Genomic DNA, 25,521 nt, shown 5'->3' with positions numbered 1-25,521 from the left:
GCCGCAGCAAGTTTGCCTACGGGATACCGGTGGCCGCTGCCCCTTCTTTGCATTGACACCGTCCCTATTGCCAACCAGTGAGCACTACCGACAATCAACATGTCAGCAGCTGCCACCCCCACCCGCGCCGGACCACCCTCCCCACATCGCCTCGCGGCCCCGCCCACTCCCCTCGTCGCCTTGCAGTCCCGCCCCTTCACCGGCATCGCCCTGCAGTCCCGCCCACTTCCCCACATCGCCGCCCTTCATCTTGCGGCCGAGCTGGTCCACGAGTTCCGCCGTCGCCTGCCCGGCCTGACCCGTGGCGAGGGCTGCTCGAGAGCGCCTTCGATTCGGCCAGACCTCAAACCCGATCCGCCACACTGACCATTCCACCCTCGGTCATCTATCCGCCACGCTCCGATGTCGTCGTCAGCTCCACATCGGCCTCCCCACCGGTGGGTGATGATCATCTCGAGGGTGACCTCAGTGTCCGGGTGGGACGCGTGGCGTATAACGGGCGCATGCAGTTTTTCGAGCTGACCGAGGCGCTGTCCGAAGTTCCGGGTGTCGAGGTCGCCGTCCGCCGCGGTCTGGTGTCGGTCCACATTCCCGCCCTGGGTGACACCGCACGGCTCGACCCCGACGAGGTGATGAGCGCGGAGCCGGTCTTCGTCCCGACCCGGCTCCCCGCGGTCCAGCTCGATCTGCGGCTCGGCCACGAGATCCTGCCGCTCATCGTGACCGTCGACGATTTCGTCTTCACCCCGGTCTACGCCGACGACCTGGTCGAGAAGGGCGCCTACCGCAAGCTGCCCGCCATGCCCAACCTGATCTCCTACTCCGAGATGCACCGCGACGTGCGCGCCCTCGGCAAGGCCATCGACGACGCCACGTTGGACCTCGACCCCGAAACCCTGGCCGCGACCCTGCTGGCCCACCGATGCTTCCTCGCCGGTGCGGTGCGGGCCGGTCTCTGGCCGGTGCGCGTGGCCGCCTGGTGGGAATACGCGAACGCCCGCGTCGGCGGCCCGGTCGGCCTGGCCCCGCTGCGCGCCGACCCCGACTGGGACGACCTGATGGCCGACGTGACCGAGGCCCGCCGCCAGACCGCCCAGCACGCGCCGCAGGCCACCGGGCGCCCGACGCAGGCCACCGCCCGCCCGACGCAGACCGCCGAGCCATCGACGCAAACCGCCGCACCTCAGCAGGCGACGCGCTTCCGCATCTCCGAGGGTTCGTTGCAGCCCATCCCCAGCGAGGACTGAAGTTCGCTGTCGCCCGTCAACGGGCCAGCTCCCAGCGCAGTGCGCCCTCCTCGGTCACCGGACGCCAGACCCCGACGGCGCCGCCGTGCTCGAGGGCGTCGGCCACCGCCGTCAGGTAGGCGGTCAGGGACGGCCACGCGTCCTCGAAGTCGGCCGCGTCGGTGTGCGACGCCAGACCCAGCCGCCCGCGCTGAGGCCCCGGCCGCTGATCGATCACCTGCAGGTCACCGCCGCCGTTGTCGGCGAACGGGATCCAAAGCTCGTTCCACCATGATTCAGTGTTCGGGCTGTGCACCGTGAATCCGTCGACATGGTCGGCCACGTCCATGCGCATGAGGTACTGCTCGACGATCTCCTTGAGGCTGAGCGGCGTCGCCTCGGGAAGGAAGCCGGCCCACTCGGTCAGTCCGTCATGGCTGAGCAGGGACTCGAGGAGCTCCGACGGCAACGCCATGCCCATCTCGTCCTCAGCCGCGAGGATCGACTCTCTCGTCGCCGGCCCGGCCAGGATGGCGGCGCTCCTCGGAGCACCTCGGCGCAACCAGCCTTCGATTCGGACCCAAGCTTCCGTCACTGACGCCACGCCGCAGTATGGATCAATCGGCCCGGAGCCGCGCCGAAGGGTGCTGGTGAGGCATCCGGCGGTTGAGCCGCACCCCGTCCGGAACCGCCGGAGACGGGTCATCGCTCTCAGAGTAACCAAGCAGGACAGCCCGCCACCCGCTCAGCTCCGGCTGCCGAAACAGAGCGGGTGGTGAAGCCGTGCGTTATGAATTCGAGGTGTACAGGTCCCGGATCTCGGCCGGGGAAAGGGCCCGGTCGTAGAGGTGGACCTGGTCCACTGTGCCGTCCAGGTAGTCGACCGGGTTTCCGCCGTATTTGCCTCGGCCGATGACGGTGTTGCCGGTCGGCGCGGCTTGCGGGAGGCAGGCGCCCACTGTTCCGGCCAACTCGCCGTCGACGTAGAGGCGCAGTTCGCCCTTGACGGTGTCTCGGACGCCGACCAGGTGGTACCAGCGGCCGATCTCGGGCTTGACCGGCCCCAACGCCCGCACGCCGGCGAAGCTCATCGCGAATCGCTGGTCGGCGCCGGAGTACTGCAGGAAGAAGTCGCTGTTCGACGGGCCGTCCTGGCTGACCACCGTTTGGAAGGCGCCGTCGGCCCGGTCGAGCTTGACCCACGCGGCGGCCGAATAGTCCGACGCGGTGTTCACTACGGGCTTTCCGGCGTCGAGGAATTGCGAGGAGCCGTTCAGAGTGACGCCCTGCCCGTTGTGCCCCTCGGCGAAGGCCGGATCGCCCACCGGGGTCAGCGAGCCATAGGCGCCGTCCAACGGCCAGAAAGCGATTCCGGTCAGCCCGGGAGTGCCCGTCGGCGGCTGCGGAATGTCCGAACCGGAGCCGTCGGCCTGCTTGATGATCTTCTGGTTGACGGTTTTCACCTTGCGCAGGTCCATCTTGGTGACCTGGCGGTCGTAGGTGAAGAAGCCGTTGAGCTCGCCCTCGACGTCGGTGATCTGCGTGTAGATCGCCGCGCTGATGCCGCAGTGCTGCGCCGAGGTGAGCACGTCCTGCTGGTTGGCGACGTATTTCGCGGTCAGCGTGGCCTGGTCGGGCACCATCTCGTAGGCCTGGCCGTCGCCGAACCACATGTGGTTGGACGTCTTGAGGCCGTAGCCGCCGTGCTCGCCGTCAATCGATACTCGATTATCGGTAGGCGATGGCGACGCCGGGCCGAGGTACTGGTGGAAGTCGATCACGTCGCCGGCGCCGGAGTCGCCCTTCGAGTTGCAGCAGTTCACGCCGCTGTGCGCGTTGACGAGCCGCGAAGGATCCTGCTGTTTCACCGAGGTGGCGATGCGCCCGGTCGCGGCGCGGTCCCATTCGCCCCAGCCCTCGTTGAACGGCACCCAGGCGATGACCGACGTCCACGACTGATGCTCGCGGACCATCTCGTGCAGCTCGGCCTCGAACTGGTCGCGCCACTCGACGGGCAGCGGGCCGGTGTTGCCCGACGGCATGTCCTGCCAGACGAGTAGGCCCAGCCGGTCGGCGTGGTAGAACCAGCGGTCGGGCTCGACCTTGATGTGCTTTCGTACCGCGTTGAAGCCCATCGCCTTGTCCTGCCGCAGGTCCCACTCGAGGGCCGCGTCGGTCGGCGCCGTGTAGAGACCGTCGGGCCAGAAGCCCTGGTCGAGGTTCGCCATGTTGAACAGGATCTTGCCGTTGAGCGTGATGCGGAGCCGGCCGTCGGCGCCCTTGGCCGTTCCGACGGTGCGCAGTCCGAAGTACGACCCCACGGTGTCGACCGTCCTACCGCCGCTCTGCAGCGCGACCGTCAGGTCGTACAGGAAAGGCTTGTCGGGGGACCACAGCTTGGGCTTGCTGATCGGCAGGGTCAGTGCCGTGCCGGTCGGCCCGGTGACCGTGCCCGCGGTCCGGCCGGCGTCACGCGCCGTCGCCTTGACCGTGAGGCCGGGGGGCGCGTTCACCGTCAGCGTCAGCGCGGACAGGCTGGGCGTCATCGACAGGGACGTGATGCTCGCGGCCGGGACGGGCTCCATCCACACCGTCTGCCAGATGCCGGAACTACCCTGATAGAAGATGCCGCGGTCGCCGGTGCGGCGCTGCTTGCCGATCGGCTGGCCGGTGGCGTCGGTGAGGTCCTCGGCCCAGACGATCAGCTCCTGCGGGCCGGTCCCCCGCAGCGCGTCGGTCACATCGACGTCGAACGCGTCGTAACCGCCTCGGTGGGTGGCGACCTGCGCGCCGTTCACGAAGACCTTCGCGTCGTAGTCGACGGCCCCGAAGTTGAGCCGCAGCCGGTTGGTCTGACCGACCTTCCAGCTCGCCGGCACGGTGAAGGTGCGGCGGTACCACACGCGGTCCTCGTGCCGCTGGATGCCGGAGAGAGCAGATTCGATCGGGTACGGCACCAGCACGCGCTCGCCGAGGCTCTGTCCGGCGGGCACGGCCTCGCCCGGTGCGGCCTTGGCGAACTCCCACACGCCGTTGAGGTTCTGCCACCTGTCGCGGGTGAGCTGAGGACGGGGGTATTCGGGCAGGGCGTTGTCCGGTCCGACCTCGGCCGTCCAGGGGGTCGCGATCGGCGGGATGCCGGGGTGCCAGGCCGGGGCGGCGGACGCGGGGGCGGCAGCGCCGGACACGAGCAGAGCGGTCACGGAGAGGGTGGCTAGCAGGCGGGGATGTTTTTTCACGCGCGATGTTCCCTTCGGTGGCAGGGGTTGCGCTCGGGCTCACTCAGGAGCAAACACAATCCAACAAGCGCGTCTTGATCTCGTCAAGGGTTGACGGGTATCTATGTCTGACCCCTCTGCACCCGAACTGCGACCCCCGTCCCGTCAAGTGCCCGCCGCGAAGTGCCGACTGGTGAGGGCATGAGCGTGAGCAGCGGAGTGGGAGCGGCCGGCGCCGTCCTCGGGGCCGACCCCCAGGACGCGTTGCTGGCCGCCCTCGTCTCGTTCATGACCAAGGACACGCCCTCGGCCCAGCACGTGCTCGACCTCGCGGCGCGGCACCTGGGCGAGGCGGCCGGGCTGACGGCGGCCACCGTCTTCGAGCTCGACTCGGAGACCGGCCTGCTCAACCCCGCCGCGGGATGCGGCCGGCCGGGCACCCGCGACCAGCTCGTGGCGGGCAAGGTGTTCCGCCTGGCGGCCGGCGCCGCGCCCCTGGTCAGCGGCGAGCAGATGGCCGTACGCCTGCGCATCGGCGGGCAGACCGTCGGCGTACTGCTGCTCACCGGCGGTGACCTCGGCGTGCTGCGACCCGACGTCGTGGCGTCCCTCTCGCTGATCTTCGCCACCACGCTGCAGGGTCTCGCGGCCGAGAAGCAGCGCCAGTTCCTCACCCACGCCTCCGGCACCATCCGCCGCCTCTTCGAGCAGGGCATGACCGCCGCCAGCATGGAGGCCGCGTGCCGCATCCTGGCCTCCTCGTCGGCGGCGGGCTTCCGCACCGAGCACGCCGCCATCGTGCTCGTCGACCCGGACAGCACGGTCACCTACGTGCACAGCGTCGGCCTGCCCGAGGGCGATGCCGCCGTGGCGCCAGTGGTGGGTAAGCCGGCCACCGAATCGCCCGTCTGGGAGGCGATCAAGGACGGGAAGGTCGCGTTCGCGGGCAACGTGGCGACCTCCGCCGTACGCCCGTGCGATCTGGCACGCCTGATGCAGCTGCGGTCGTTCGTCGCGATGCCGCTGATGTCGGCCCAGGGACCGGTCGGCGCGATCATGTGCGGCGACTCGAGCGCCACCCGCGAGTGGACCAGCCGCGACCGCATCCTGGCCGAGCAGCTCTCGGTCGAGGGTGCCCTGATCATCGAGAGCGCCGGCATGCGGCAGGCCGCCCAGGACCACGTGGCCGCGCTCAGCCACCAGGCGTTCCACGACGCGCTGACCGGCCTGCCCAACCGCACCCACCTCATCGAGCAGACCGAGCGTTCCGTACGGGACGCCGGTGCCGGGCGTGACCGGGTGGCGCTCATGGTGCTCGACCTCAACGGGTTCAAGCAGGTCAACGACACCGCCGGGCACCAGGCCGGCGACCTGCTGCTGCAGCAGGTGGCGAGGCGGCTGGAGGGCGCGGTGCGCGAGGGCGACGTGGTGTCGAGGCTGGGCGGGGACGAGTTCGCCATCCTGCTGACCCGCGACGCCGACGAGGAGGTGGCCAGCACCGTTGCCGGGCGCATCTGTGAGCGGCTGCGCCGGCCGTTCGAGATCGAGGGGCGCAAGGTGTCGATCGGCGGGAGCGTGGGTATCGCGCTCTACCCGGACGACGCCACCGGCTACGAGGCGCTGATGAAGGGCGCGGACGCGGCGATGTACGAGGCGAAGCGCGCGACCAAGGGACGCGGGGGCGGTTTCCGGCGGGCGAAGGCGATCTTCTAGTCGTTCAGGAGAACACCCACGCCACGAGGATGCCGACCGCCGCCCCGCCGGCCAGGAGGCCGGCCCCGAAGCGGCGGGTCTCCGGGCGCCACACCGAGCCGACGCCGATCAGCAGGTAGAGCGGCACCCATGCCCAGAACGGGACGGCCGAGCCGGCCAGCGACGAGAAGACGCTCATCGGTCCCACCGCGGCGCACGGGCCGACGCAGCCGAGGGCCAGGCCACCGAGCAGCCCGGCGAGCAGGGCCGGGTCGATCAGCCGGGCCTGCAGCGGCGGCGACGCGACGGTCAGCACCGGGTCGTCGCCGGGGAACTGGGTCAGAGTGATCACGTAACCGGCCGGATCGTGCACGACCAGCACGCGCCCGTCGCGGCCGACGGAGTCGTCGACGCGGCAGCCGGACTGCTGCCAGAGCTCATGCGTGGCGTCGTAGACGTCGGCGGCGTGCTCCCCGAGGCCGGGCAGGCGGCCGCCGCGCAGGATGCGGGAGCCACCCGGGGGCGGCTTGAGCAGCGCCGTCGGCAGAGGTTCATACCGTACGCCGGGCAGCGCGTGCAGCGTGGTCTCGAGGCGCTGCTCGACGCCCGGCGTCACCGTTGCCCGATTCACCCCTTCAAGCTTTGTGTACGCCGCGTCGAGCCACCCGGGCAATCCGGAAATCGGCGGGCGGCGTGCGGAACATCAGCCGGCTCAGGGCGGGCATCAGGATCAGCGCTGACGGGGATGCCGCTCGCGGCGCCGACCGCACCACGCCGACGATCGCGAGCACGGCACTCCTAGGTGGCGCCGTCGGCGACGCGGGCCACCCGTTCGCGTAGTTCGTCGACCGGGGTCGGGGGCACGGCGCCCGGTTCGGGGCGGCCGGTCATGCCGACCAGGTCCTCGCGCAGGCCGTCGAGCCAGACCCGCAGGTCGGTGACGGTGTAGAGGTCCTGACCGAGGTCGTCGGGCCACGAGACGGGCGCGGGCGGGGCGGCCGGGCGGTCCGGGACCCCGCCCCGCAGCAGTTGCTCGCCCGCCTTGTCGTAGCCGGACGCCACCGAGTTGGCCAGCATCGTCAGCTGGGACACGCAGGGCAGCAGCCCGCCCGCCGGGCACGAGAGGATCAGCGCCTCCGAGCCCCGCACGGCGTGGTGCCCCGCGATCAGGGTCGCCTGCCAGTCGAGCATGCCCGGCTTGGGCCGTTCGCTCTGGTAGAGCGCGTACGACGCCTCGGCGAGCTGCCCCGCCCGGCGTGCCCGGGGCATCGCGTGGCCCGGCGTCAGACCGTTCGCCATGACCTCGATCGTCTCGCGCACCACGTCGGCCGACGCCTGCAGGAACGTGCCGGTCGCGCGGTGCAGTTCGCCCCCGCCGCCGCGCGGCCACGCCAGCAGCCCGATCAGCACGCCCACGGCCGCGCCGATCAGCACGTCGGTCACCCGCTGCTCGGCCAGACGCCAGTCGACCGGCGTGACCTGCGCGAAGATCAGCGTGATGACCAGCGAGAACAACGCCTGCGACCAGCCCAGCCCGAGCAGCGGCCCGGCCGCGAACCCGGCGATCATCACGACCGGCAGCAGGATCACGTAGACCAGCGGGTCGACGCCGAGCAGCAGCAGCCCGGCCGCCACGATCGACCCGCCGACCGTGCCGATCAGCGCCGGCCGCAGCGTCGAGCGGGTCTCGGCGGCCGAGGTGCGCAGCACGGTCAGGATCGTCAGCAGCACCCAGAAGCCGTGCGACAGGTCGAGCTCCCCGGCGATCAGGCGCGCCACCGCCAGCGCGATGGCCAGCCGCAGAGCGCCCTGGAAGGCGACCGAGCGCGGGGTGAGATTCTCTTTCAGCCGGTGCCACCACAGGCTGGCGGTGGGGCGGTACGCATACCAGAACAGGCCCGGCTGGGCCGATGGCGGCGTCGGGTCGGGGTGGTTCGGCCGTTCCCCGGCGGCGATGCGCACCGCGAAGACCAGCGACCTGGTCCACTCCCCCAGCGACAGCGCGAGCGCGCCGAGTCTGAGCCGCTCGTGCGGCACCCCGTTCGGGTCGGTGTTGAGCCGGGCCGCGCGGAACTCGGAGAGCGCCGCCGTGACCAGGTTGGTGTCGGGCAGCGGCCCGTCGCCGCGCAGCCAGGCCGCGGTCGCGTCGACGCAGCCGGCCGTGGTGCGCAGCAGTTTGGTGGCGGCCGTCTTGTTGAGCGCCTGGTGCTCGGCCGAGAAGTAGAGGTCGATGGCGCGCCCCAGCAGCAGCCGCGCGGTGCCGGCGGCCGAGGTCAGGGCCCGGTCGCGCCGCCCGGCCGAGGCGGGCCGCGCGATCGGTGGCAGCCGGGAGGGCCGCAGCGCGTCGGCGGCGTCGGTCGCCTCGGGCACGAGCGCGGCCAGCCGGTCACGGCCGGTCTTGTCACCCGACCAGTCGTCGGCGAGCGCGTCGAGGCAGGCCCCGAGGGCACTGATCGCGTCGGCGAGGCGGTGGCGGTAGGCGGGCGGCGTGGGATCGGGCCACAGCACCCGCTCGGCGACGGCCAGCAGCACCACGGACATGGTGAGGCCGGCCAGCCGCCACAGCAGCGACCCCGGATCGTACGGTGGGAAACACGGAAGGATGTAGAGCAGTTGCATGCCGGCGGCCAGCCCGACGAGCTTCGGCCCGCCCACGCCCACGAAACTGACGACGAAGCCGAGCACGAACATGCCCGCGGCGGCCGCGTAGTTGTTGAACGAGAGCATCGTGCCCAGCGACACCAGTGCCCAGCCCACCGGCAGCACCAGGATCAGCGTGCGCGACCGCTGCTTCGGCGACCCCGGGATCTGCGACAGCGCCCCGAGCGCGAGGGCTCCGAACAACGCGTACGTCGCCATCGCCACGCTGCCGATCACGAACCGGCTCAGATAGAACCCGAAGCAGGCCACGAGCGTGAGCCGCACCGCTCGCCGGACCACGACGAGCTGCGGATCCCGCCTGCGCACCCACCCCCACATGAACAGCACCTTTCCACCGCTCACCCCCGCGGAGCCATACCGCCGTGAGGCGAATCTCCCTCCCCCGGAGGGGACGGGGCGGATCAGACGAAGGCGGACTCGCCGGTGATGGCCCGGCCGACGATCAGGGTGTTGATCTCGCGGGTGCCCTCGTAGGAGTAGAGGGCCTCGGCGTCGGCGACGAACCGGCCGATCGCGTAGTCCAGGACGATGCCGTTGCCGGCCAGCAGTTCACGGGCCCAGCCGACGACCTCGCGCATGCGGGTGGTGCAGTACGCCTTGGCCAGGGCCGAGTGCTCGTCGCGATATCGGCCCGCGTCCTGCAGCTGGGCCAGCCGCACGCACAGGCCCATCGCGGCGGTCACGTTGCCCAGCATTCTGACCAGCAGGTCCTGCACGAGCTGGAACTTCGCGATCGGCCGGCCGAACTGCTGCCGCTCCTTCGAGTAGGCCAGGGCGATCTCGTACGCGGCGAGCATCACCCCGACCGCCTGCCAGGCCACCCCGCTGCGGGTCTGCCGGAGAACCGCGGCGGTGTCCTTGAACGAATGGGCGTTCTGCAGCCGGTCGGCCTCGGGGACGCGGACACCCTCCAACGTGATGTCGGCATTCTGCACCGTCCGCAGCGCGATCTTGTTCTCGATCTTCTTCGCGGTGAAGCCCGCCACGTCACCCCGTACGACAAAGCCTTTGACCTGGTCGTCGGCGACGTCGCGGGCCCACACCACGACGAGGTCGGCGAAGGTGGCGTTGCCGATCCAGCGTTTCGCGCCGTCGAGCACCCACTCGTCGCCCTCGCGGCGGGCCGTCGTGCGCAGACCGGCCGCCACGTCGGAACCGCCGGTCGGCTCGGTCAGCGCGAACGCCCCGATCTTGTCGAACGCGGCCATCGGCGGGATCCAGCGGGCCTGCTGTTCGGGCGAGCCGCACATGCGGATGCTGCCCATCGCCAGCCCCGCGTGCACCCCGTAGAACGTGGCCATCGACGCGTCCGACCGGGCCATCTCCAGGGCGAGCCAGCCGTTGAGCAGCGACGACGACCCGCGGCGGTCGGCGATGTCGAGGTCGGCGTACTTCTTGACCAGGTGGTGCGGGAAGTCGGCCCGTTGCCAATGGTCGTTCGCGATGGGCGACACCTCCGCCTCGAGGAAGTCGCGGACGCGGCGCACGACTGCGCTCTCGTCCTCCGAAAGCAGGTCCTGAAAGGCGTAAAGATCTCCGGCGAGCATATTCCGTACGTACCCGCGCGAGGCCCGCCCTAGACTTCGGTCCCATGCTCACGATGCAGGACGCGCTGGCCCGGTTGACGGCGTACTGGACGGCCCAGGGGTGCCTCACGGTCCAGCCTATGAACACCGAGGTCGGCGCGGGAACTCTGAACCCGGCCACGTTCCTTCGGGTGCTGGGTCCCGAGCCGTGGAAGGTCGTCTACGTCGAACCGTCCGTGCGGCCCGACGACTCGCGCTACGGCGAGAACCCGAACCGCCTGCAGACCCACACGCAGCTCCAGGTGATCCTCAAGCCCGACCCGGGCAACCCGCAGGAGCTCTATCTCGGCAGCCTCGAGGCGCTCGGCATCGACGTCAAGGCCCACGACGTACGGTTCGTCGAGGACAACTGGGCCTCCCCGGCGCTGGGCGCGTGGGGCCTGGGCTGGGAGGTCTGGCTCGACGGTCTCGAGATCACCCAGTTCACCTACTTCCAGCAGGCCGGCAACCTGAACCTCGACCCGGTCTCCGTCGAGATCACCTACGGCATCGAGCGCATCATCATGGCGCTTCAGGACAAGACCCACTTCAAGGACATCGAGTACGCCGACGGCATCTCGTACGGCGAGGTGTTCGGCCAGAGCGAGTACGAGATGTCGCGCTACTACCTCGACGACGCCGACGTGGCCGCGAACCGGCAGCTGCTCGAGCTCTACGCGGCTGAGGCGCAGCGCCTGATCGACGCCGGGCTGCCCGTGCCCGCCCACACGTACGTGCTCAAGTGTTCGCAGGCGTTCAACGTGCTCGACTCACGGGGCGCCGTCTCGACCGCCGACCGGGCCGCCGAGTTCGGCCGCATGCGGCGCCTGGCCGGCGAGGTCGCCAAGCTGTGGGTCGCCCGCCGCGACGAGCAGCACCACCCGCTGGGCCTGGTCGCCCCGCTGCCGCCCGCCACCGCCGTGGCCGCCCCGGCCGCCCGCACGGGTGCTCGCGCGCTGGTCTTCGAGATCGGCACCGAGGAGTTGCCGCCGTCCGAGGCGCGCGCCGCCCGCGACTACGTGCGCCGCGCCCTGACCGAGGGCCTGGCCGGCACCCGTCTCGAGCACGACGAGGTGCGCGTCTTCGCGACCCCGCGACGGCTGGTCGCCCTGGTCGCCTCGGTCGGCGCGCGCGAACCTGACCACGTACGGCAGGTCAAGGGCCCGAAGGTCGGCGCGCCCGAGAAGGCCGTCGAGGGCTTCGCGCGCGGCCAGGGTGTCGCGGTCGCCGACCTGGGCACCGCCACCTATGGCAACGCCGAACACCTGGTGGCCGAGAAGCACGAGGTCGGCGGTGCGGCGGCCGAGGTGCTGGCCCCGGTGCTGGCCAAGGTCGTCAGCGGTCTGCGCGGCGCGAAGAACATGCGCTGGAACGACCCGCAGCTCTCGTTCAGCCGCCCGGTGCGGTGGCTGACCGCGCTGTGGGGCGACGACGTCGTGCCGGTCGCCGTCGGCACCCTGGCCGCGGGCCGCCAGACCCGGCTGCTGCGCACGGCCGACATCCCGATCGTCGAGGTCGCCTCGGCCGAGACGTTCATGGAGACGCTCGCGCTGGCCGGCATCGTGGCCGACCCCGAGGACCGCCACGACCTGATCGTCACCGGCGCCCAGGACGAGGTGTACCCCGAGGGCCGCGTCGACGTGACCGGCGAGGCCGCCCTGATCGAGCAGATCAGCTACCTGGTCGAAGCTCCGACGCCGCTGCTGGGCACCTTCGACGAGGGTTACCTGTCCCTGCCCGACGCCGTGCTGACCACCGTGATGCGCAAGCACCAGCGCTACCTCCCGGTGCGCTCGGCCGACGGCGCGCTGCTGCCGATGTTCGTGACCGTCGCCAACGGCCCGGTCGACGTCGAGCTCGTGCGGGCCGGCAACGAGGCCGTGCTGCGCGCCCGTTACGAGGACGCGGCCTTCTTCTACCGCGCCGACCGCAACACGCCGCTGCCCGAGATGCGCGAGCGGCTGACCCGGCTGACCTTCACCGACAAGCTCGGCTCGATGGCCGACCGATCGGGCCGCATCGCCACGCTGGCCCAGACGCTGGCCGACGGGCTGGGCCTGTCGTCGGCCACCCTGGGCCGGGCCGCGCGGCTGGTCAAGTTCGACCTCGGCTCCCAGCTCGTCACCGAGATGACCAGCCTGGCCGGGGTAATGGCCCGCGACTACGCCCTGCACGCGGGCGAGCCCCGCGACGTCGCGCAGGCCGTCTACGAGACCGAACTGCCCCGCAACACCGGCGACGCGCTGCCGTCCTCGGTGCCCGGCGCACTGCTGTCACTGGCCGACCGTCTCGACCTGGTCGCGGGCCTGGCCGCCACCGTGGGCCTGCCCACGGGCAGCAGCGACCCCTTCGCCGTACGCCGTGCCGTGCTCGGCCTCCTGGCGGTGCACCGTGCCCACCCGGCCCTGTCGGGTCTGTCGCTGACCGACGGTCTGCGGGCGGCCGCCGCGCAGCAGCCGGTGCCGGTCTCCGACGAGGTGCTGACCGCGGCCGGGGAGTTCCTGGCCCGCCGCCTGGAGCAGACCCTGACCGAGGAGGGCCGCCCGGTCGACCGGGTGCGGGCGGCGCTACCCCACTACGCCCGCCCGTCCGTCGTGGACCAGATGTTGAGCCAGCTCGACACCCTGGTCGGCAACCCGGACTTCGTCGCGGTCGCCCAGGCGATCCAGCGGGCCCGGCGCATCGTGCCCGCGGAGACCCCGGCCGGCTACGACCCGGCGGTGCTCACCGAGCCGGCCGAGCTGGCCCTGCACGAGGCCGTCGCGCAGGTGAAGACCGGCTTCGGCACCGACCTGGTGGCTTTCACCGCCGCCGTCGAGCCGCTGGTCGACCCGCTGGCCCGGTTCTTCGACGAGGTGTTCGTGATGGCCGACGACCAGGCCGTCCGGGCCGCCCGGCTCGGCCTGCTGGCTACCGTGCGAGACCTGGGTGCCGGCCTGCTCGACTGGCCCGAGCTGCGCCTCTGACGATCACCCACTCGGCCACGGCCACGTTTATCAGCCAGGCCAGGATCATCAGGACAGCCCGGGCGAACGTCCCGGGCTGTCCGGCGAAGGCGGTCCAGCCGCCCAGTGTGAAAGCCTGGGTGCCGGCGCCCAGGGCCAGCGCGTAGGCCCGGATCATCCAGGCCCGGTGCCGCCGCACGTCGCGCCGCCGGATCGCCGCCACGGCGAGCACGAGGCCGGCCGCCATCACGGCCGCCACCACCAGCCGGGCCGCGTTGACCACGACGCCGTCATGCGAAGGCAGGTCGTAGGCGAGGGTCATCCACGCGCCGCTGGCCGCCACCGCGAGCCCGGCCACGACCACGACACGGCCGGCCCGCCGGTGCCGGGACGGGTGCTGACGACGTACGGAGGAATCGAACTGGAACGCGCCGAGCAGGCTGTAGAGCAGCACCGCCACGATGTGGACGATGACCGGGGCCGGCGGATTGTCCGAGGGGCCGGTGCCGCTCGCGAACTCACCGAGACGGACCACCCCGACCGCGGACGGGACCAGGGCCAGGGCGATCAGCCCGGCCGGAACGAGCTTCGACATACCGTCGATCGTCGATAAACGCGGCGTTCGTTTCCTCCGCACGCAAGCCGGTGTCGTCTCCCACTTTGGAAGGAGGGCCGCGTCCGACCTCTTGCCAAGGTGATCTAGTCTCGCCGGAATGTTGTTGCAGCGGATGTGGGCGAAGCACCACGAAGCCGCGAAATTCTTCGTCGTCGGAGGCATCAGTTTCCTGGTCACGACCGGGATCAACTTCGCCCTGAAGCTGACCGTGCTGCACGAGAAGCCGGTCACCGCGCTCGCGATCGCCACGACGTTGAGCACCGTGCTGTCCTACGTGCTGAACCGGGAGTGGTCGTTCCGCCAGCGTGGCGGGCGGGAGCGGCGGCACGAGGCAGCCATGTTCTTCGCGGTCAGCGCCCTCGGCATCATGATCAACCTGATTCCGCTGGGCGTCTCCCGTTACGTGTTCGACCTGCGCACGCCCGACGTGAGCCGGCCCGTCCAGGAGATCGCCGACTTCGCCAGCGGCATCATCGCCGGAACTCTGATCGCCATGTTCTTCCGTCTGTGGGCGATGAAGCGGTTCGTGTTCCCGCAGCCCCAGGCCCGCCCGCGGCGCGTCGTCCCGCGCCAGTCCGGGCCGCGCAGCCGCCGGGCCCTCCGGCACCCGATCATGACAAAGGCCACAACGGGCGTCATTCCCCCCGGTTCGCCGCGTCCTGAAGGTGAAAGGCTCACCGACGACGGGACGCACGCATGAACAAGCTCCGTACGGCGACCGCGGCCCTGCTGCTGTCCGTCCTCGTCGGATGCGCGGGCGGTGACCACCTCGTCACCTCCAAATCGGCCCCGCCGCTTCCGCAAAGCCCGGCAGCGACACCGACCACCGAGGCGACGGTCCCGTCCGGTCTGCCCGCGAATCTGCTGGCCCGTATCCCGAAGTTCGCCGAGCCGCCCGCCCCGACCAAGGTGACGCTGCCGACCGACGGGACCGCCGGGTGGTTCAGCCGCATCCCGACGAACGAGAAGGTCGCGTTCATCACGATCGACGACGGCTGGGTCAAACACCCCCAGGCGCTCGAGCTGTTCCGCGCGGCCGACGTGCCGGTCACGCTGTTCCTCGAGGTCAACGCGATCACATCGGACCCCGGCTACTTCGCCCGGCTGCGCGACGCCGGCGCGACGATCCAGGACCACACGATCAGCCACCCCAACCTCAAAGGCCGGTCGTACGCCGCCCAGAAGCGCGAGATCTGCGGCGGCGCCGACAAACTGGCCCAGATGTACGGCACCCGGCCCACGCTGTTCCGCCCGCCGTTCGGCAGCCACGACGCCACCACCCTCAAGGTCGTGCACGACTGCGGAATGAAGGCGGCCTTCTACTGGAAGGAGACCACCAACAAAGGCAAGGTCTTCTACCAGGAGAAACACGTCGTTCAGCCGGGAGACATCATCCTGATGCACTTCCGCGACCGCTTCCCGGACGACTTCCTGGCCGTGCTCAACGCCATCCACAAGGCCGGCCTCACCCCCGCACGCCTTGAGGATTACCTCCCCTAAAACGCTTATCGCGTCGTTCTCTTGATCGCTACGTCGAGGTCGCCTCGCGGACGGCTGCGTCGCTTCGACTCTTGCCCGGGACCACCGGCGACGGACGCCGGGCGAGTCCCGTGGAGGATCACGTGGCTGACCGACGTCAGGTGCTGCGCCTGGGCGCCGTCGCCGCCACCGCGCCCGCGCTGGCCGGGGCGGTTGCCGCTCCCGCGCTCGCGCATCCGGGTCGCAAGGAGCCCGAGGTGTTCGGGCACCGGGGCGCCTCGGGCTACCGGCCGGAGCACACCCTCGCGTCGTACGAGCTGGCCGCTCGCATGGGCGCCGACTACATCGAGCCCGACCTGGTCGCCACGAAGGACCACGTGCTGGTCGCGCGGCACGAACCCGAGATCGGCGGCACCACCGACGTGGCGAACCGGCCCGAGTTCGCCGCCCGCAGGAAGACGGTGCTGCTCGACGGCGTCAGCGTCACCGGCTGGTTCACCGAGGACTTCACCCTGGCCGAGCTGAGGACCCTGCGCGCGGTCGAGCGGCTGCCCGCCGTGCGCCAGGAGAACACCCTCTACAACGGCCTGTTCAAGGTGCCCACCTTCCAGGAGGTGCTCGACCTGCGCGCCAAGCTCTCCAAGGAGCTGGGCCGCGACATCGGCGTCATCCCCGAGACCAAGCACCCCACCTACTTCCGCCGGCTCGGCCTCGACCTCGAGACCCCGCTGGTCGACACCCTGCGCCGCAACCACCTCGACAAGCGCGGCGCCCGGGTGTGGATCCAGAGCTTCGAGGCGGCCAACCTGAAGATGCTGCACCAGCAGTACCGGGTGAAGGTCAACCTGGTCTTCCTGACCAGCGCCGCGGGCAACCCGTTCAACGACCCCAGGTCGTACGCCCAGTGGCTGACCCCGGCCGGGCTCAAGGAGCTGTCGTTCTTCGTCGACGGCATCGGCCCCGACAAGAGCCAGGTCATCCCGCGCAACGCCGACGCGACCCTGGGCACGCCGACCACGCTGGTGCGCGACGCCCACGCGGCCGGGCTCAAGGTCATCCCGTACACGTTCCGGGCCGAGAACCAGTTCCTGCCGGCCGACTACCGGGTGGGCACCGACCCGAACGCCTACGGCCGGGCCATCGACGAGCAGATCACGTTCCTGAAGACCGGCATCGACGGACTCTTCACCGACCAGCCCGACATCGGCGTGCTCTCCCGCACCCTCGCCGGCTGATCATCGCGGTGGCCGCGTCACCGTCCGGCGCGGCCACCGTCCAGTAGGGTCAACGTTCATGCTGGGGCGGGCCGTCTTCGTCGACTCCGTCGACGGCGTTCCCGCCGCTGTGGCCGCCCTGGGCCTCGGTGCCCCACGCCCGGTGCTCGTGCTGGTCGGCGGCGCGGGCGGCCTGACCGGCTCGGCGTCATCCGGCGCCGTCCTCACCGACGTGATCGCCCCGGCCGTACGCGCCCACGCCGCGGCCGCCGTCGACGGCGGCACCGACAGCGGCGTCATGCGCCTGCTGGGCCGGGCGGCCGAAGGCTTCCCACTGGTCGGCGTGGCCGCCCTCGACACGGTCACCTACCCGGGCCACACGCACAACCCCATCGCCGACGCGGCCCCGCTCGAGCCGCACCACACCCACTTCGTGCTGGCCCGCGAAGGCCGCGCGTGGGGCGACGAGGCGCCCTACCTCGCCGCCGCGGCCACGGCCCTCGCGGCCGGCCGCCCCAGCGTCACAGTCCTGATCAACGGCGGCGAACTGACCCTGAACGACGCCGAACACAGCCTCGCCGAGGGCCGCCCCGTGCTGGTCCTGTCCGGCACCGGCCGCGCCGCCGACCGCATCGCCGCCCACGCCGGCGAACGCGCCGCGGCGATCGCCCGATCGCCCCTCGTCCGCGTCGTCGACGTCACCGACCGCGACAGGGTCGCGGCCGGTCTCGACGAGTTGCTGTCCGGGTGAGCCCTACTTGTCGACGATCGTCGGGACGATGTGTTCGAAGCTGATCGTCTTGCCGAAGCCGCTCGCCACGATGAACGTGATGCCGAGCAGCACGCCGAGGATGACGATCGCGAACAGGGCGTACGCCATGACCTTGCCGGTGCGGTGCGGCCGGCCGCCGTTGACCTCGGCGTCGCCGCCCGCGCCGAAGGCCAGCGCCCGGATCCCGAGCGCGAACAGGGCAGGCAGCCCGGCCCCGAGGATCAGCCCGGCCGCCAGCACCTTCCACGCGCCTTCGAGCGCGAATCCGAGGTTGCTCATGCCGCGCCCGTCCCGGCCGGGACGCGCGGCTCGTCGGCCGGCTGCTCCCCGTCCCACTCGTCGTTGACGTTGTTGTGGTCGACCGGGGTGACCCGGGACCGCAGCCACATCGCGCCGGCCAGCACCAGCAGCAGCGCGAAGATGACGACGGCGCCGGCCACGCCGCCGACGAAGCTGCCGAGATACCACATCAGCGCGCCCACGACCGCGGCCGCGGGCAACGTGATCAGCCATGCGGCGACCATGCGGCCGGCCACGCGCCAGCGCACCTGGGCGCCGGGCTTGCCGACGCCGGAGCCGAGGATCGAGCCGGTCGCGACGTGGGTCGTGGAGAGCGCGAAGCCCAGGTGGCTCGACGCCAGGATGACCGCCGCGGACGACGACTCGGCCGCCATGCCCTGCGGCGGGGCGATCTCGACCAGGCCCTTGCCGAGCGTGCGGATGATGCGCCAGCCGCCGAGGTAGGTGCCGAGCGCGATGGCGACCGCGCAGGACGCCTTGACCCAGAACGGGATGTTGCCGGTGTCGGTCCAGTCGCCCGCCGCGATCAGCGCGAGCGTGATGACGCCCATCGTCTTCTGCGCGTCGTTGGTGCCGTGCGCGAGCGACACGAGCGAGGCGCTGCCGATCTGGCCCCAGCGGAACCCGTTCTCGGTGAACCGCTGCGCGACCCCGACGGTCAGCTTGTAGATCAGCCAGGTGCCGACCGCGGCCACCACGCCGGCTATGACCGGTGATATCAGCGCCGGGAGGATCACCTTGCCGACGACCCCGTCGAGCTTGCTGCCGTTGCCGTTCCAGTTGACCCCGGCCCAGCCGAGGCCCGCGATGGTGGCGCCGACCAGGCCGCCGAACAGCGCGTGCGACGAACTGGAGGGCAGGCCCAGCAGCCAGGTGAACAGGTTCCAGACGATGCCGCCGATCAGGCCGGCCAGCACGATCAGCAACAGGGCCGTCCCGCCGTCCGCGGTCAGCGACTCCTTGGGAGTGCCGTCCGGGTTCTGGATGCGGACGACCGCGTTGCTGACGGTCAGGGCGACCTCGACCGACAGGAAGGCACCGATCAGGTTGAGGATGCCGGAGAGCGCGACGGCTGTTTTGGGCCGGAGGGCGCGGGTGGCGATGGAGGTGGCCATCGCGTTCGCCGTGTCGTGGAACCCGTTGGTGAAGTCGAAGCCGAGGGCCGTGACCACCACCAGGGCCAGGATCACCGATGTTTCTGTCACTCCGTCAGGGTCGCTAACGGAAGATCAGACGAAAAGAGTTCAGCTACTGTGAATTAGATATTTCGAGCTCGTTACCCCTGGGATCATGGATTGTTTACCCGATGTTCAACTTACGTGGGAGGAGCGTCATAGCTAAAATACCGTCCGTCAGTCGAGCGGAGGGTCGGCCAGGGGCCATCCGCCGGCCGCGAGCCGCGCCGAGACCCGTACGACGTCTTCCGGGGTCGCCTCCTGGAGCACCGATTCATTGATCATCGCCTCGATGTCCTGCGTGTTGATCGGGTCGGCGCTCTGCAGCGACTGCTCGGCCAGATCCGACGCGATCTTGCGAACCTCCTCCTCGGTCAACTTGCGACGGAGCAGGCCGAACAGGGCGACATAGTCCTGACGCGGTACGCCGGTGGGGTAACCGGCCCGCAGCCACTCGACGGCGCGAACGAGGAAGTTCGAACGATTGTCGGTCACGGAATCCCTACTTGTCGATCACGGTCGGGTACAGGTGCTCGAAGCTGATCGCCTTGCCGAAGCCGCTCGCCACGATGAACGTGAGGCCGAGCAGCACACCGAGCACAACTATCACGAAGAGCCCGTACGCCATGATCGTGCCGATCCGGTGCGGACGCGACCCGTTCACCTCCGCGTCACCTCCGGCGCCGAACGCCAGGGCCCGGATGCCGAGCGCGAACACCACGGGCAGCCCCGCGCCGAGGACCAGCCCGGCGGCCAGCACCTTCCACGCGCCCGCGAGCGCGAACCCCAGATTGCTCATACGCCCTCCCGCTGCGTCTCGTGCCAATCATCGTTCACGTTGGTGCGATCGACCGGCGTCCGGCGCGAGCGCCCGTACATGAGGGCCGCGATCGCCACCAGCAGCGCGACGATGACGGCCGCACCCGCGAGGCCGCCGACGAGATGCGCGAGATACCACGTCGCGGCACCGACGAGCGCGGCGCTGGGCAGCGTGATGACCCACGCGGTGGCCATCCGGCCGGCGACCCTCCACCGTACGAGGGCCCCGGGTTTGCCCAGACCCGAGCCGAGGATCGAGCCGGTGGCGACATGGGTCGTCGACAACGCGAACCCGAGGTGGCTGGACGCGAGGATGACCGCCGCCGAGGACGACTCGGCCGCCATGCCCTGGGGCGGCGCGATCTCGACCAGGCCCTTGCCGAGCGTACGGATGATCCGCCACCCGCCGAGGTAGGTGCCCAGCGAGATCGAGAGCGCGCAGGCCACCTTCACCCACCACGGAATGCTGCTGGTGCTGTGCCAGTCCCCCGCCGCGATCAGCGCGAGGGTGATGACACCCATCGTCTTCTGCGCGTCGTTCGTGCCGTGGGCCAGCGACACCAGCGAGGCGCTGCCGATCTGCCCCCACCGGAACCCCGTGTCGGTGAAGCGCTGGGCGACGCCCCGGACGACGCGGTAGATCAGCCAGGTGCCGGCCGTGGCGACGATCGCCGCGATCACCGGGGACAGCACGGCCGGCAGGATGACCTTGCCGATCACGCCGTCGAGCTTCGAGCCGTCGCCGTTCCAGTTGACGCCCGACCAGCCCAGCCCGGCCACGGTCGCCCCGATCAGGCCGCCGAACAGCGCGTGCGACGAACTCGACGGCAGGCCGAGCAGCCAGGTCAGCAGGTTCCAGACGACCCCGCCGACCAGCACGGCCAGCACGATCAGCAGCAGCGCCTCGCCCCCGTCGGCGGTGAGCGACGCCTTGGGGGTGCCGTTCGCGTTCTTGATGCGCACGACCGCGTTGGTGACCGTGAGGGCGACCTCGACCGACAGGAAAGCGCCGGCCAGGTTGAGGGCGCCGGAGAGGGCGACTGCCGTACGCGGTCTCAATGCCTTGGTGGCGATGGAGGTGGCCATCGCGTTCGCCGTGTCGTGGAACCCGTTGGTGAAGTCGAACCCGAGGGCCGTGATCACCACCAGCGCCAGAATGACCGTCGTCTCTGTCACCCGGCAACTGTTCCCGGCCCGGAGTGCCGCTGACACGGTGCGTTCCGTAACAGAGCGGTGTTCCGGTGCCATTACGGCGCCGGCCGGACCCCGAGGGATCCGGCCGGCGGTCGTGGTACTTGTGTCAGCTGGTGGGGGTGAGCACGACGGTCGCCGTGCCCGTCTGGGCCGGGGAGCCCGTGTCGGTGTAGGAGGCCACGAACACCGCGTTCAGGTTGTCGGCGCCGGCGTGACCGGGGTCGAGGAACGTGACGATCGAGCCCGTGCAACCCGACGCCGTGGACAGTGGGTGCCCGTGGGTGTCGTGACCGAGGACGTAGGTCACGGTGACCCGGGAGCAGTCGACGGGCGCGTCGTCGGTGACGACTACCTCGAAGTTGACCGTGTCACCGAAGGCGAACGGCTGGCCCGCCTGCGGGGTGGTGAACCGGACGACCGGGGCCGCCGTGCCGACCGGGATCTTCACCTCGGCCGATGCCGAGCGACCGGTACTGTCGGTGACCTTCAGCGTGGCCCGGTAGTTGCCGTTCTGGGTGTACGTGTAGGTCGGGTTCGCCGCACGGGAGTCGACCCGGCCGTCGGCGTCGAAGTCCCACGCGTAGCTGATCCGGTCGCCGTCGGGGTCGCTGGTGCCGGCGCTGGAGAACGCGACTGTCAGCGGTGCCTGGCCCGAGGTCGGCGTGCCCGCCGCCTTGACGATCGGGGTGCGGTTGCCGCGCACGTAGTCGATGCGGGCCAACTGCGCGTCCGGGTTCTCGGCGAAGTAGCCGTCGCCGTACTCGAGGACGTAGAGCGCGCCGTCGGGGCCGAACTCGAGGTCCATCGGGTTGTCGAAGACGATCTCCGGGAGCGCCGCCTCGATCTTGGTGACCTGGTTGCGGCGGTCGAGCGTGAGCGCCTTGACCCAGTCGCGGGTCCATTCGGCGAACAGCGGCTTGCCGTCGAACGCGGCCGGCCACTTGAACGGCGAACGGGACCTCTTGTCGTAGTCGTAGGCCGGGCCGCCCATCGGGCCGATGCCACCGGTGCCCAGCTCGGGGAACTGCGCGCTGGCGGTGTAGGTGTAGGCGATCTCGGACTTCTCGACCGGCGGGAGGTTGCGCAGGCCGGTGTTGTTGGGCGACTCGTTGACCGGCGCGGCGCAGTTGAACGGCGCGCCCGAGACCCCGGTGGCGAAGTCGTAGTCGATGTAAGGCATGTCCGGCTGCACGCAGTACGGCCAGCCGTAGTTCGCCGGCTTGTCGATCGCCATCCAGCGGCCGTGCCCGGCCGGGCCGCGCGCCGGGTTCGCGTTGCGCGCGTCCGGCGAGTAGTCGGCCATGTAGACGACGTCGGTGTTCGGGTCGACGGTGAACCGGAACGGGTTGCGCAGGCCCATCGCGTAGATCTCGGGCTTGGTCTTCGCGGTCCCCTTCTTGAAGAGGTTGCCCGACGGGACCGTGTAGCCGCCGTTCTTGCCCACCCTGATGCGCAGCAGCTTGCCGCGCAGGTCGTTGGTGTTGGCCGAGCTGCGCTGGGCGTCGAAGACCGGGTTGCGGTTGGGTCGCTCGTCGATCGGCACGAAGCCGTCGGAGAAGAACGGGTTGCTGTCGTCACCGGTCGACAGCAGCAGGTTGCCCTTGCTGTCAAAGTCGATCTTGCCGCCGACGTGGCAGCACTGGCCGCGGTCGGTCGGCACGTCGATGATCTTCTGCTCGGTGTTCAGCTTCAGCGTGTTGCCGACCAGCTTGAACCGCGACAGCGTCAGGTGGCCCTTGTACCGGGCGAAGTCGGCCGCCGTGCCCTCGGCGGGCGCGTCGCCCTCGTTGAACTGCGGGGTGAGCGGGTCGTCCTTGGGGGTGTCCAGCGGCGGCGAGTAGTAGATGTAGACCCAGCCGTTGTGCTTGAAGTCGGGGTCGATCGCGACGCCCTGCACGCCCTCCTCGTCGTGCAGGTAGACCGGGATGGTGCCGGCCAGCACGTTGCGCCCGGTGGAGGGCTCGTGGATGCGGACCTCGCCGCCGCGGGCGGTGTGCAGCACCCGCCGGTCGGGCAGCACGGCGAGCGCGATCGGCTCGCCGGGGAAGTCGTTGAGGGTGACCTTCTGGAAGTCGGACGACGGCGGCAGCGGGGCGGAGGACGAGCCCCCGGCGACAGCCACGGACGGGGTGACCATCAAGGCCACACCGGCGACACTCAGCGTTGCGAGGCGGCGCAACATCAGAATCGGAGCCCCTCCAGGTAGGTGTAAGCGCGCTGGGCGGTGGTGAGAGCGTCGGCCGGCGTCCGCGGCGGTGAACCCGCGTCGTCACGCTCCACGATGTACTCGACGAGACCGGCTTCCTTCGCGTGCTCGAAGATGCGGCCGAAATCGATCAGGCCGTCGCCGGCGTCGGCGAAACTCGCGTTGATGTCGAGGTCCTTGACGTGCACCTGCTTGATGCGGCCCCGGTTCTCCTTGATCAGATCGACCGGGTCGTGGGCGCCGCGGAAGGCCCAGAACAGGTCGACCTCGAAGTGCACGTACCGGTTGTCGGTCTCGTTGAAGAGAATGTCCATTCCGGTCAGCTTGGTGCCGGTCTGCCGGAAGAACTCGGCGTGGTGGTTGTGGTAGCCGAACTGCAGCCCGGCCCGGCGGGCCAGCTTGCCGGCCGTGTTGAGGTCGGCCGCGAACGCGCGGTAGACGGCGGGGTCGCGGATCGCGCCGTTGGCGCCCTGCCCGAAGAACGGGTGGACGATGAACTTGTTGCCGACGATGTTCGCGTCCTGGAGGGCCTTCTCCCAGGTGCTGGCGTTGAACGGCTGCGGGATGCCGACGTGGCCCGAGGTGGCCCGCAGACCGGCGGCGTCGAGAGCGGCCCGGAACTGGGCGGCCGTGCGGCCGACGAAGCCGGCGTGCTCGACCCGGGTGTAGCCGATGCGGCGGAGCTCGGCGAGGCTCGTCTCGAGGTTGATGTTGAGCTGGTTGCGCAGCGTGTAGAGCTGAACGCTGATCTGGTCGCGCGGAACCCGGCTGGGCGAGTGCCCGTGGGACCCGTGCGCCTGGGCGGCGCCTGGCACTGCGATGGTCGCGGCGGCACCGGCCGCGGCAGCGGCGCCGAGAAGCTGACGACGGTTCAGAGATTGCGGCATTGCGGTCTCTCCTTCGAACGACATCGTTCGATAGGTTACCGATCTGTTTCGTCCAAAGTGAAGAGAAGTTTCTTCAGATCTAGCGAAAGTTTCCAACGCGCATACAAAACGCCCCGGTCACGTCTGAGGGTTGTTCAGGGCCGACCTGGAGTTGCAGTCAGCCGCAGCTGGGCAACCTGGTCTCCACCGCCCTGAACAATCCTCACCGTGACCGAGGCGTTCGTAAATGTAACTATCAGCCGATACGCGCCTCAGCGTCCACGCGGGACAGTGCCGCGGTCAGGATGCCCAGACCCTCGCGGGCCTCGTCCTCGGTCAGGGTCAGGGCCGGGCCCATCCGCAGCACGTTGCCGTAGAGGCCGCCCTTGCCGACCAGCAGGCCACCGGCCCGGCACTCGTCGAAGGCGCGCAACGTGCCCGCCGGGTCCGGCTCGTTCGTCCCCGGCCGCACGATCTCGACGCCGATCATCAGGCCCTTGCCGCGCACCTCGCCGATGATCCCGAGGTCGAGCCCGCGCAGCCCGTCGAGCAGGATCGCCCCGGTCCGCGCGGCGTTGGCCTGCAGGTCGTGGTCGAGCACGTAGTCGAGCACGGCGTTGCCGGCCGCCGCCGACAGCGGGTTGCCGCCGAACGTGGAGAAGCTGATCGCCGGCACCGCGTTCATGACCTCGGCCCGCCCGACGACGCCGCCGAGCGCGAACCCGTTGCCGATCCCCTTGGCGAACGTGATCAGGTCGGGGATGACGCCGTGGGCCTGATAACCCCAGAAATGCTCCCCCGTACGCCCCCAGCCGGTCTGCACCTCGTCGGCGATCAGCAGGATCCCGTGCTCCCCCAAGACCTTCTGGTACGCCCCCAGCAGCCCGTCGGGCCCGGCCACGAACCCGCCGACCCCCTGGATCGGCTCGGCGATCATCGCGGCCACGTCCCCGGCGGTGACCGTGGCCAGCACCTCGCGCAGGTCGTCGACCGCCGCGTCGACGAGGTCGCCGTCGGCCAGCCCGGCCATCCGCCCGCGCAGCCGATCGCCCGAGGCGAGCCACGAGACGTTCAGCGGGCTGAGCGCACTCGACGACCAGCTGCGGTGCCCGGTGACGGCCATGGTGGCGAACGTGCGGCCGTGGTAACTGTTCTTGATCGCCAGGATCTGGTTGGACCGGCGCACGTTGGCCGCCATCATCAGCGCGGTCTCGTTGGCCTCGCTGCCCGAGTTGGTGAAGAACACCCGCGCGTCGGGGATGCCGGAGACCCGCGCGATCTTCTCGGCCAGCTCGATCTGCTGCCGGATCAGATAGAGCGTCGACGTGTGCACGACCCCGGTCGCGAGCTGACGCTGCACCGCCTCGTTGATCTCCGCGACGTCATACCCGATCATCGAGGTCAGCACGCCGCCGAAGAAATCGAGATAGGTACGCCCGTCGGACGCGCTCACCCGGCGCCCGGACCCGGAGACGATCTCCAGCGCGTCGTCGCCGTAGTAGGTCGGCATCCAGCCCGGCATCACCGCGCGGTGGCGGGCCAGCAGGTCATCGCTCATGGTGGGCTCCTTCGC

Annotated in this window: 22 protein-coding genes; 7 read left to right on the top strand and 15 right to left on the bottom strand. The window is 70.4% G+C overall.

Annotated elements, in window-relative coordinates; translation table 11 throughout:
• Window positions 1–503 precede the first annotated feature (503 nt).
• Window positions 504–1,247, top strand: coding sequence for a hypothetical protein (locus tag EER30_RS40225; protein WP_240670610.1), 744 nt, complete (start codon window positions 504–506; stop codon window positions 1,245–1,247).
• Window positions 1,248–1,263: 16 nt separating this feature from the next.
• Here the strand turns inward: EER30_RS40225 and EER30_RS40220 are convergent, their stop codons facing one another.
• Window positions 1,264–1,932, bottom strand: coding sequence for an SMI1/KNR4 family protein (locus tag EER30_RS40220; RefSeq protein WP_127506989.1), 669 nt, complete (start codon window positions 1,930–1,932; stop codon window positions 1,264–1,266).
• An 82-nt stretch (window positions 1,933–2,014) separates the two neighbouring features.
• On the bottom strand, window positions 2,015–4,465 hold the full coding sequence (locus EER30_RS40215; protein WP_205650630.1) for a LamG-like jellyroll fold domain-containing protein: 2,451 nt from the start codon (window positions 4,463–4,465) through the stop codon (window positions 2,015–2,017).
• A 180-nt stretch (window positions 4,466–4,645) separates the two neighbouring features.
• Here EER30_RS40215 and EER30_RS40210 point away from each other — a divergent pair, with 180 nt between their 5' ends.
• Window positions 4,646–6,157 carry a sensor domain-containing diguanylate cyclase gene (locus tag EER30_RS40210; RefSeq protein WP_240670608.1) on the top strand — a complete coding sequence of 504 codons (1,512 nt, stop codon included), beginning with the start codon at window positions 4,646–4,648 and terminating at the stop codon, window positions 6,155–6,157.
• Window positions 6,158–6,161: 4 nt separating this feature from the next.
• Here EER30_RS40210 and EER30_RS40205 read toward each other — a convergent pair whose 3' ends face one another.
• From EER30_RS40205 to EER30_RS40195, 4 genes are all read right to left on the bottom strand, one after another.
• Window positions 6,162–6,767 carry a hypothetical protein gene (locus EER30_RS40205; RefSeq protein WP_127506987.1) on the bottom strand — a complete coding sequence of 202 codons (606 nt, stop codon included), beginning with the start codon at window positions 6,765–6,767 and terminating at the stop codon, window positions 6,162–6,164.
• Window positions 6,768–6,771: 4 nt separating this feature from the next.
• Window positions 6,772–6,927: a hypothetical protein gene (locus tag EER30_RS47620; protein ID WP_164842658.1), complete on the bottom strand. Its 156-nt coding sequence runs from the start codon at window positions 6,925–6,927 to the stop codon at window positions 6,772–6,774.
• 7 nt (window positions 6,928–6,934) lie between these two features.
• Window positions 6,935–9,115, bottom strand: coding sequence for an FUSC family protein (locus EER30_RS40200; protein WP_127506985.1), 2,181 nt, complete (start codon window positions 9,113–9,115; stop codon window positions 6,935–6,937).
• 83 nt (window positions 9,116–9,198) lie between these two features.
• Entirely contained in the window at window positions 9,199–10,344 is a 1,146-nt protein-coding gene (locus EER30_RS40195) for an acyl-CoA dehydrogenase family protein (protein ID WP_127506983.1), read from the bottom strand.
• 44 nt (window positions 10,345–10,388) lie between these two features.
• On the opposite strand from EER30_RS40195, the gene EER30_RS40190 reads away from it, so the two are divergent.
• Window positions 10,389–13,328: a glycine--tRNA ligase gene (locus tag EER30_RS40190; protein WP_127506981.1), complete on the top strand. Its 2,940-nt coding sequence runs from the start codon at window positions 10,389–10,391 to the stop codon at window positions 13,326–13,328.
• Here the strand turns inward: EER30_RS40190 and EER30_RS40185 are convergent.
• Window positions 13,273–13,902 carry a DUF2306 domain-containing protein gene (locus EER30_RS40185; protein ID WP_127506979.1) on the bottom strand — a complete coding sequence of 210 codons (630 nt, stop codon included), beginning with the start codon at window positions 13,900–13,902 and terminating at the stop codon, window positions 13,273–13,275. The genes EER30_RS40190 and EER30_RS40185 overlap by 56 nt on opposite strands.
• Window positions 13,903–14,020: 118 nt before the next feature.
• Here EER30_RS40185 and EER30_RS40180 point away from each other — a divergent pair, with 118 nt between their 5' ends.
• The 4 genes from EER30_RS40180 to EER30_RS40165 all read left to right on the top strand — a co-directional run bounded on the left by EER30_RS40180 (window position 14,021) and on the right by EER30_RS40165 (window position 17,367).
• A complete protein-coding gene (locus tag EER30_RS40180; protein ID WP_127506977.1) occupies window positions 14,021–14,623 on the top strand; it encodes a GtrA family protein in 603 nt (200 codons plus the stop codon).
• Window positions 14,620–15,423, top strand: coding sequence for a polysaccharide deacetylase family protein (locus tag EER30_RS40175; protein ID WP_127506975.1), 804 nt, complete (start codon window positions 14,620–14,622; stop codon window positions 15,421–15,423). The genes EER30_RS40180 and EER30_RS40175 overlap by 4 nt, the downstream gene beginning before the upstream one ends.
• A gap of 122 nt (window positions 15,424–15,545) precedes the next feature.
• Entirely contained in the window at window positions 15,546–16,637 is a 1,092-nt protein-coding gene (locus EER30_RS40170; protein ID WP_127506972.1) for a glycerophosphodiester phosphodiesterase, read from the top strand.
• 58 nt (window positions 16,638–16,695) lie between these two features.
• Window positions 16,696–17,367, top strand: coding sequence for a hypothetical protein (locus EER30_RS40165; protein WP_127506970.1), 672 nt, complete (start codon window positions 16,696–16,698; stop codon window positions 17,365–17,367).
• Between the two features lie 3 nt (window positions 17,368–17,370).
• On the opposite strand, the gene EER30_RS40160 is transcribed toward EER30_RS40165, so the two are convergent.
• The 8 genes from EER30_RS40160 to EER30_RS40125 form a co-directional block, all read right to left on the bottom strand.
• Window positions 17,371–17,667 carry a hypothetical protein gene (locus tag EER30_RS40160; RefSeq protein WP_127506968.1) on the bottom strand — a complete coding sequence of 99 codons (297 nt, stop codon included), beginning with the start codon at window positions 17,665–17,667 and terminating at the stop codon, window positions 17,371–17,373.
• On the bottom strand, window positions 17,664–18,893 hold the full coding sequence (locus EER30_RS40155) for an inorganic phosphate transporter (RefSeq protein ID WP_127506966.1): 1,230 nt from the start codon (window positions 18,891–18,893) through the stop codon (window positions 17,664–17,666). The genes EER30_RS40160 and EER30_RS40155 overlap by 4 nt, the downstream gene beginning before the upstream one ends.
• A gap of 147 nt (window positions 18,894–19,040) precedes the next feature.
• Window positions 19,041–19,358: a DUF3349 domain-containing protein gene (locus tag EER30_RS40150; RefSeq protein ID WP_127506964.1), complete on the bottom strand. Its 318-nt coding sequence runs from the start codon at window positions 19,356–19,358 to the stop codon at window positions 19,041–19,043.
• Between the two features lie 7 nt (window positions 19,359–19,365).
• Window positions 19,366–19,662: a hypothetical protein gene (locus EER30_RS40145; protein WP_127506962.1), complete on the bottom strand. Its 297-nt coding sequence runs from the start codon at window positions 19,660–19,662 to the stop codon at window positions 19,366–19,368.
• Window positions 19,659–20,858, bottom strand: a complete 1,200-nt coding sequence (locus tag EER30_RS40140; RefSeq protein ID WP_240670607.1) for an inorganic phosphate transporter — start codon at window positions 20,856–20,858, stop codon at window positions 19,659–19,661. The genes EER30_RS40145 and EER30_RS40140 overlap by 4 nt, the downstream gene beginning before the upstream one ends.
• Window positions 20,859–20,982: 124 nt before the next feature.
• Window positions 20,983–23,058, bottom strand: a complete 2,076-nt coding sequence (locus tag EER30_RS40135) for a PQQ-dependent sugar dehydrogenase (protein ID WP_205650629.1) — start codon at window positions 23,056–23,058, stop codon at window positions 20,983–20,985.
• Window positions 23,058–23,969 (bottom strand): sugar phosphate isomerase/epimerase family protein, encoded by a 912-nt coding sequence (locus EER30_RS40130; protein ID WP_127506956.1) that lies wholly within the window; start codon window positions 23,967–23,969, stop codon window positions 23,058–23,060. Before EER30_RS40130 ends, EER30_RS40135 begins: the two co-directional genes overlap by 1 nt.
• 235 nt (window positions 23,970–24,204) lie before the next feature.
• Window positions 24,205–25,506, bottom strand: a complete 1,302-nt coding sequence (locus EER30_RS40125; protein ID WP_127506954.1) for an aspartate aminotransferase family protein — start codon at window positions 25,504–25,506, stop codon at window positions 24,205–24,207.
• Window positions 25,507–25,521 lie beyond the last annotated feature (15 nt).

Source organism: Actinoplanes solisilvae, assembly GCF_003999975.1.
GTDB classification, from domain to species: domain Bacteria; phylum Actinomycetota; class Actinomycetes; order Mycobacteriales; family Micromonosporaceae; genus Actinoplanes; species Actinoplanes solisilvae.
Note: the sequence above shows the minus strand (reverse complement) of the source record. Positions and strands in the feature narration are given on the sequence as shown.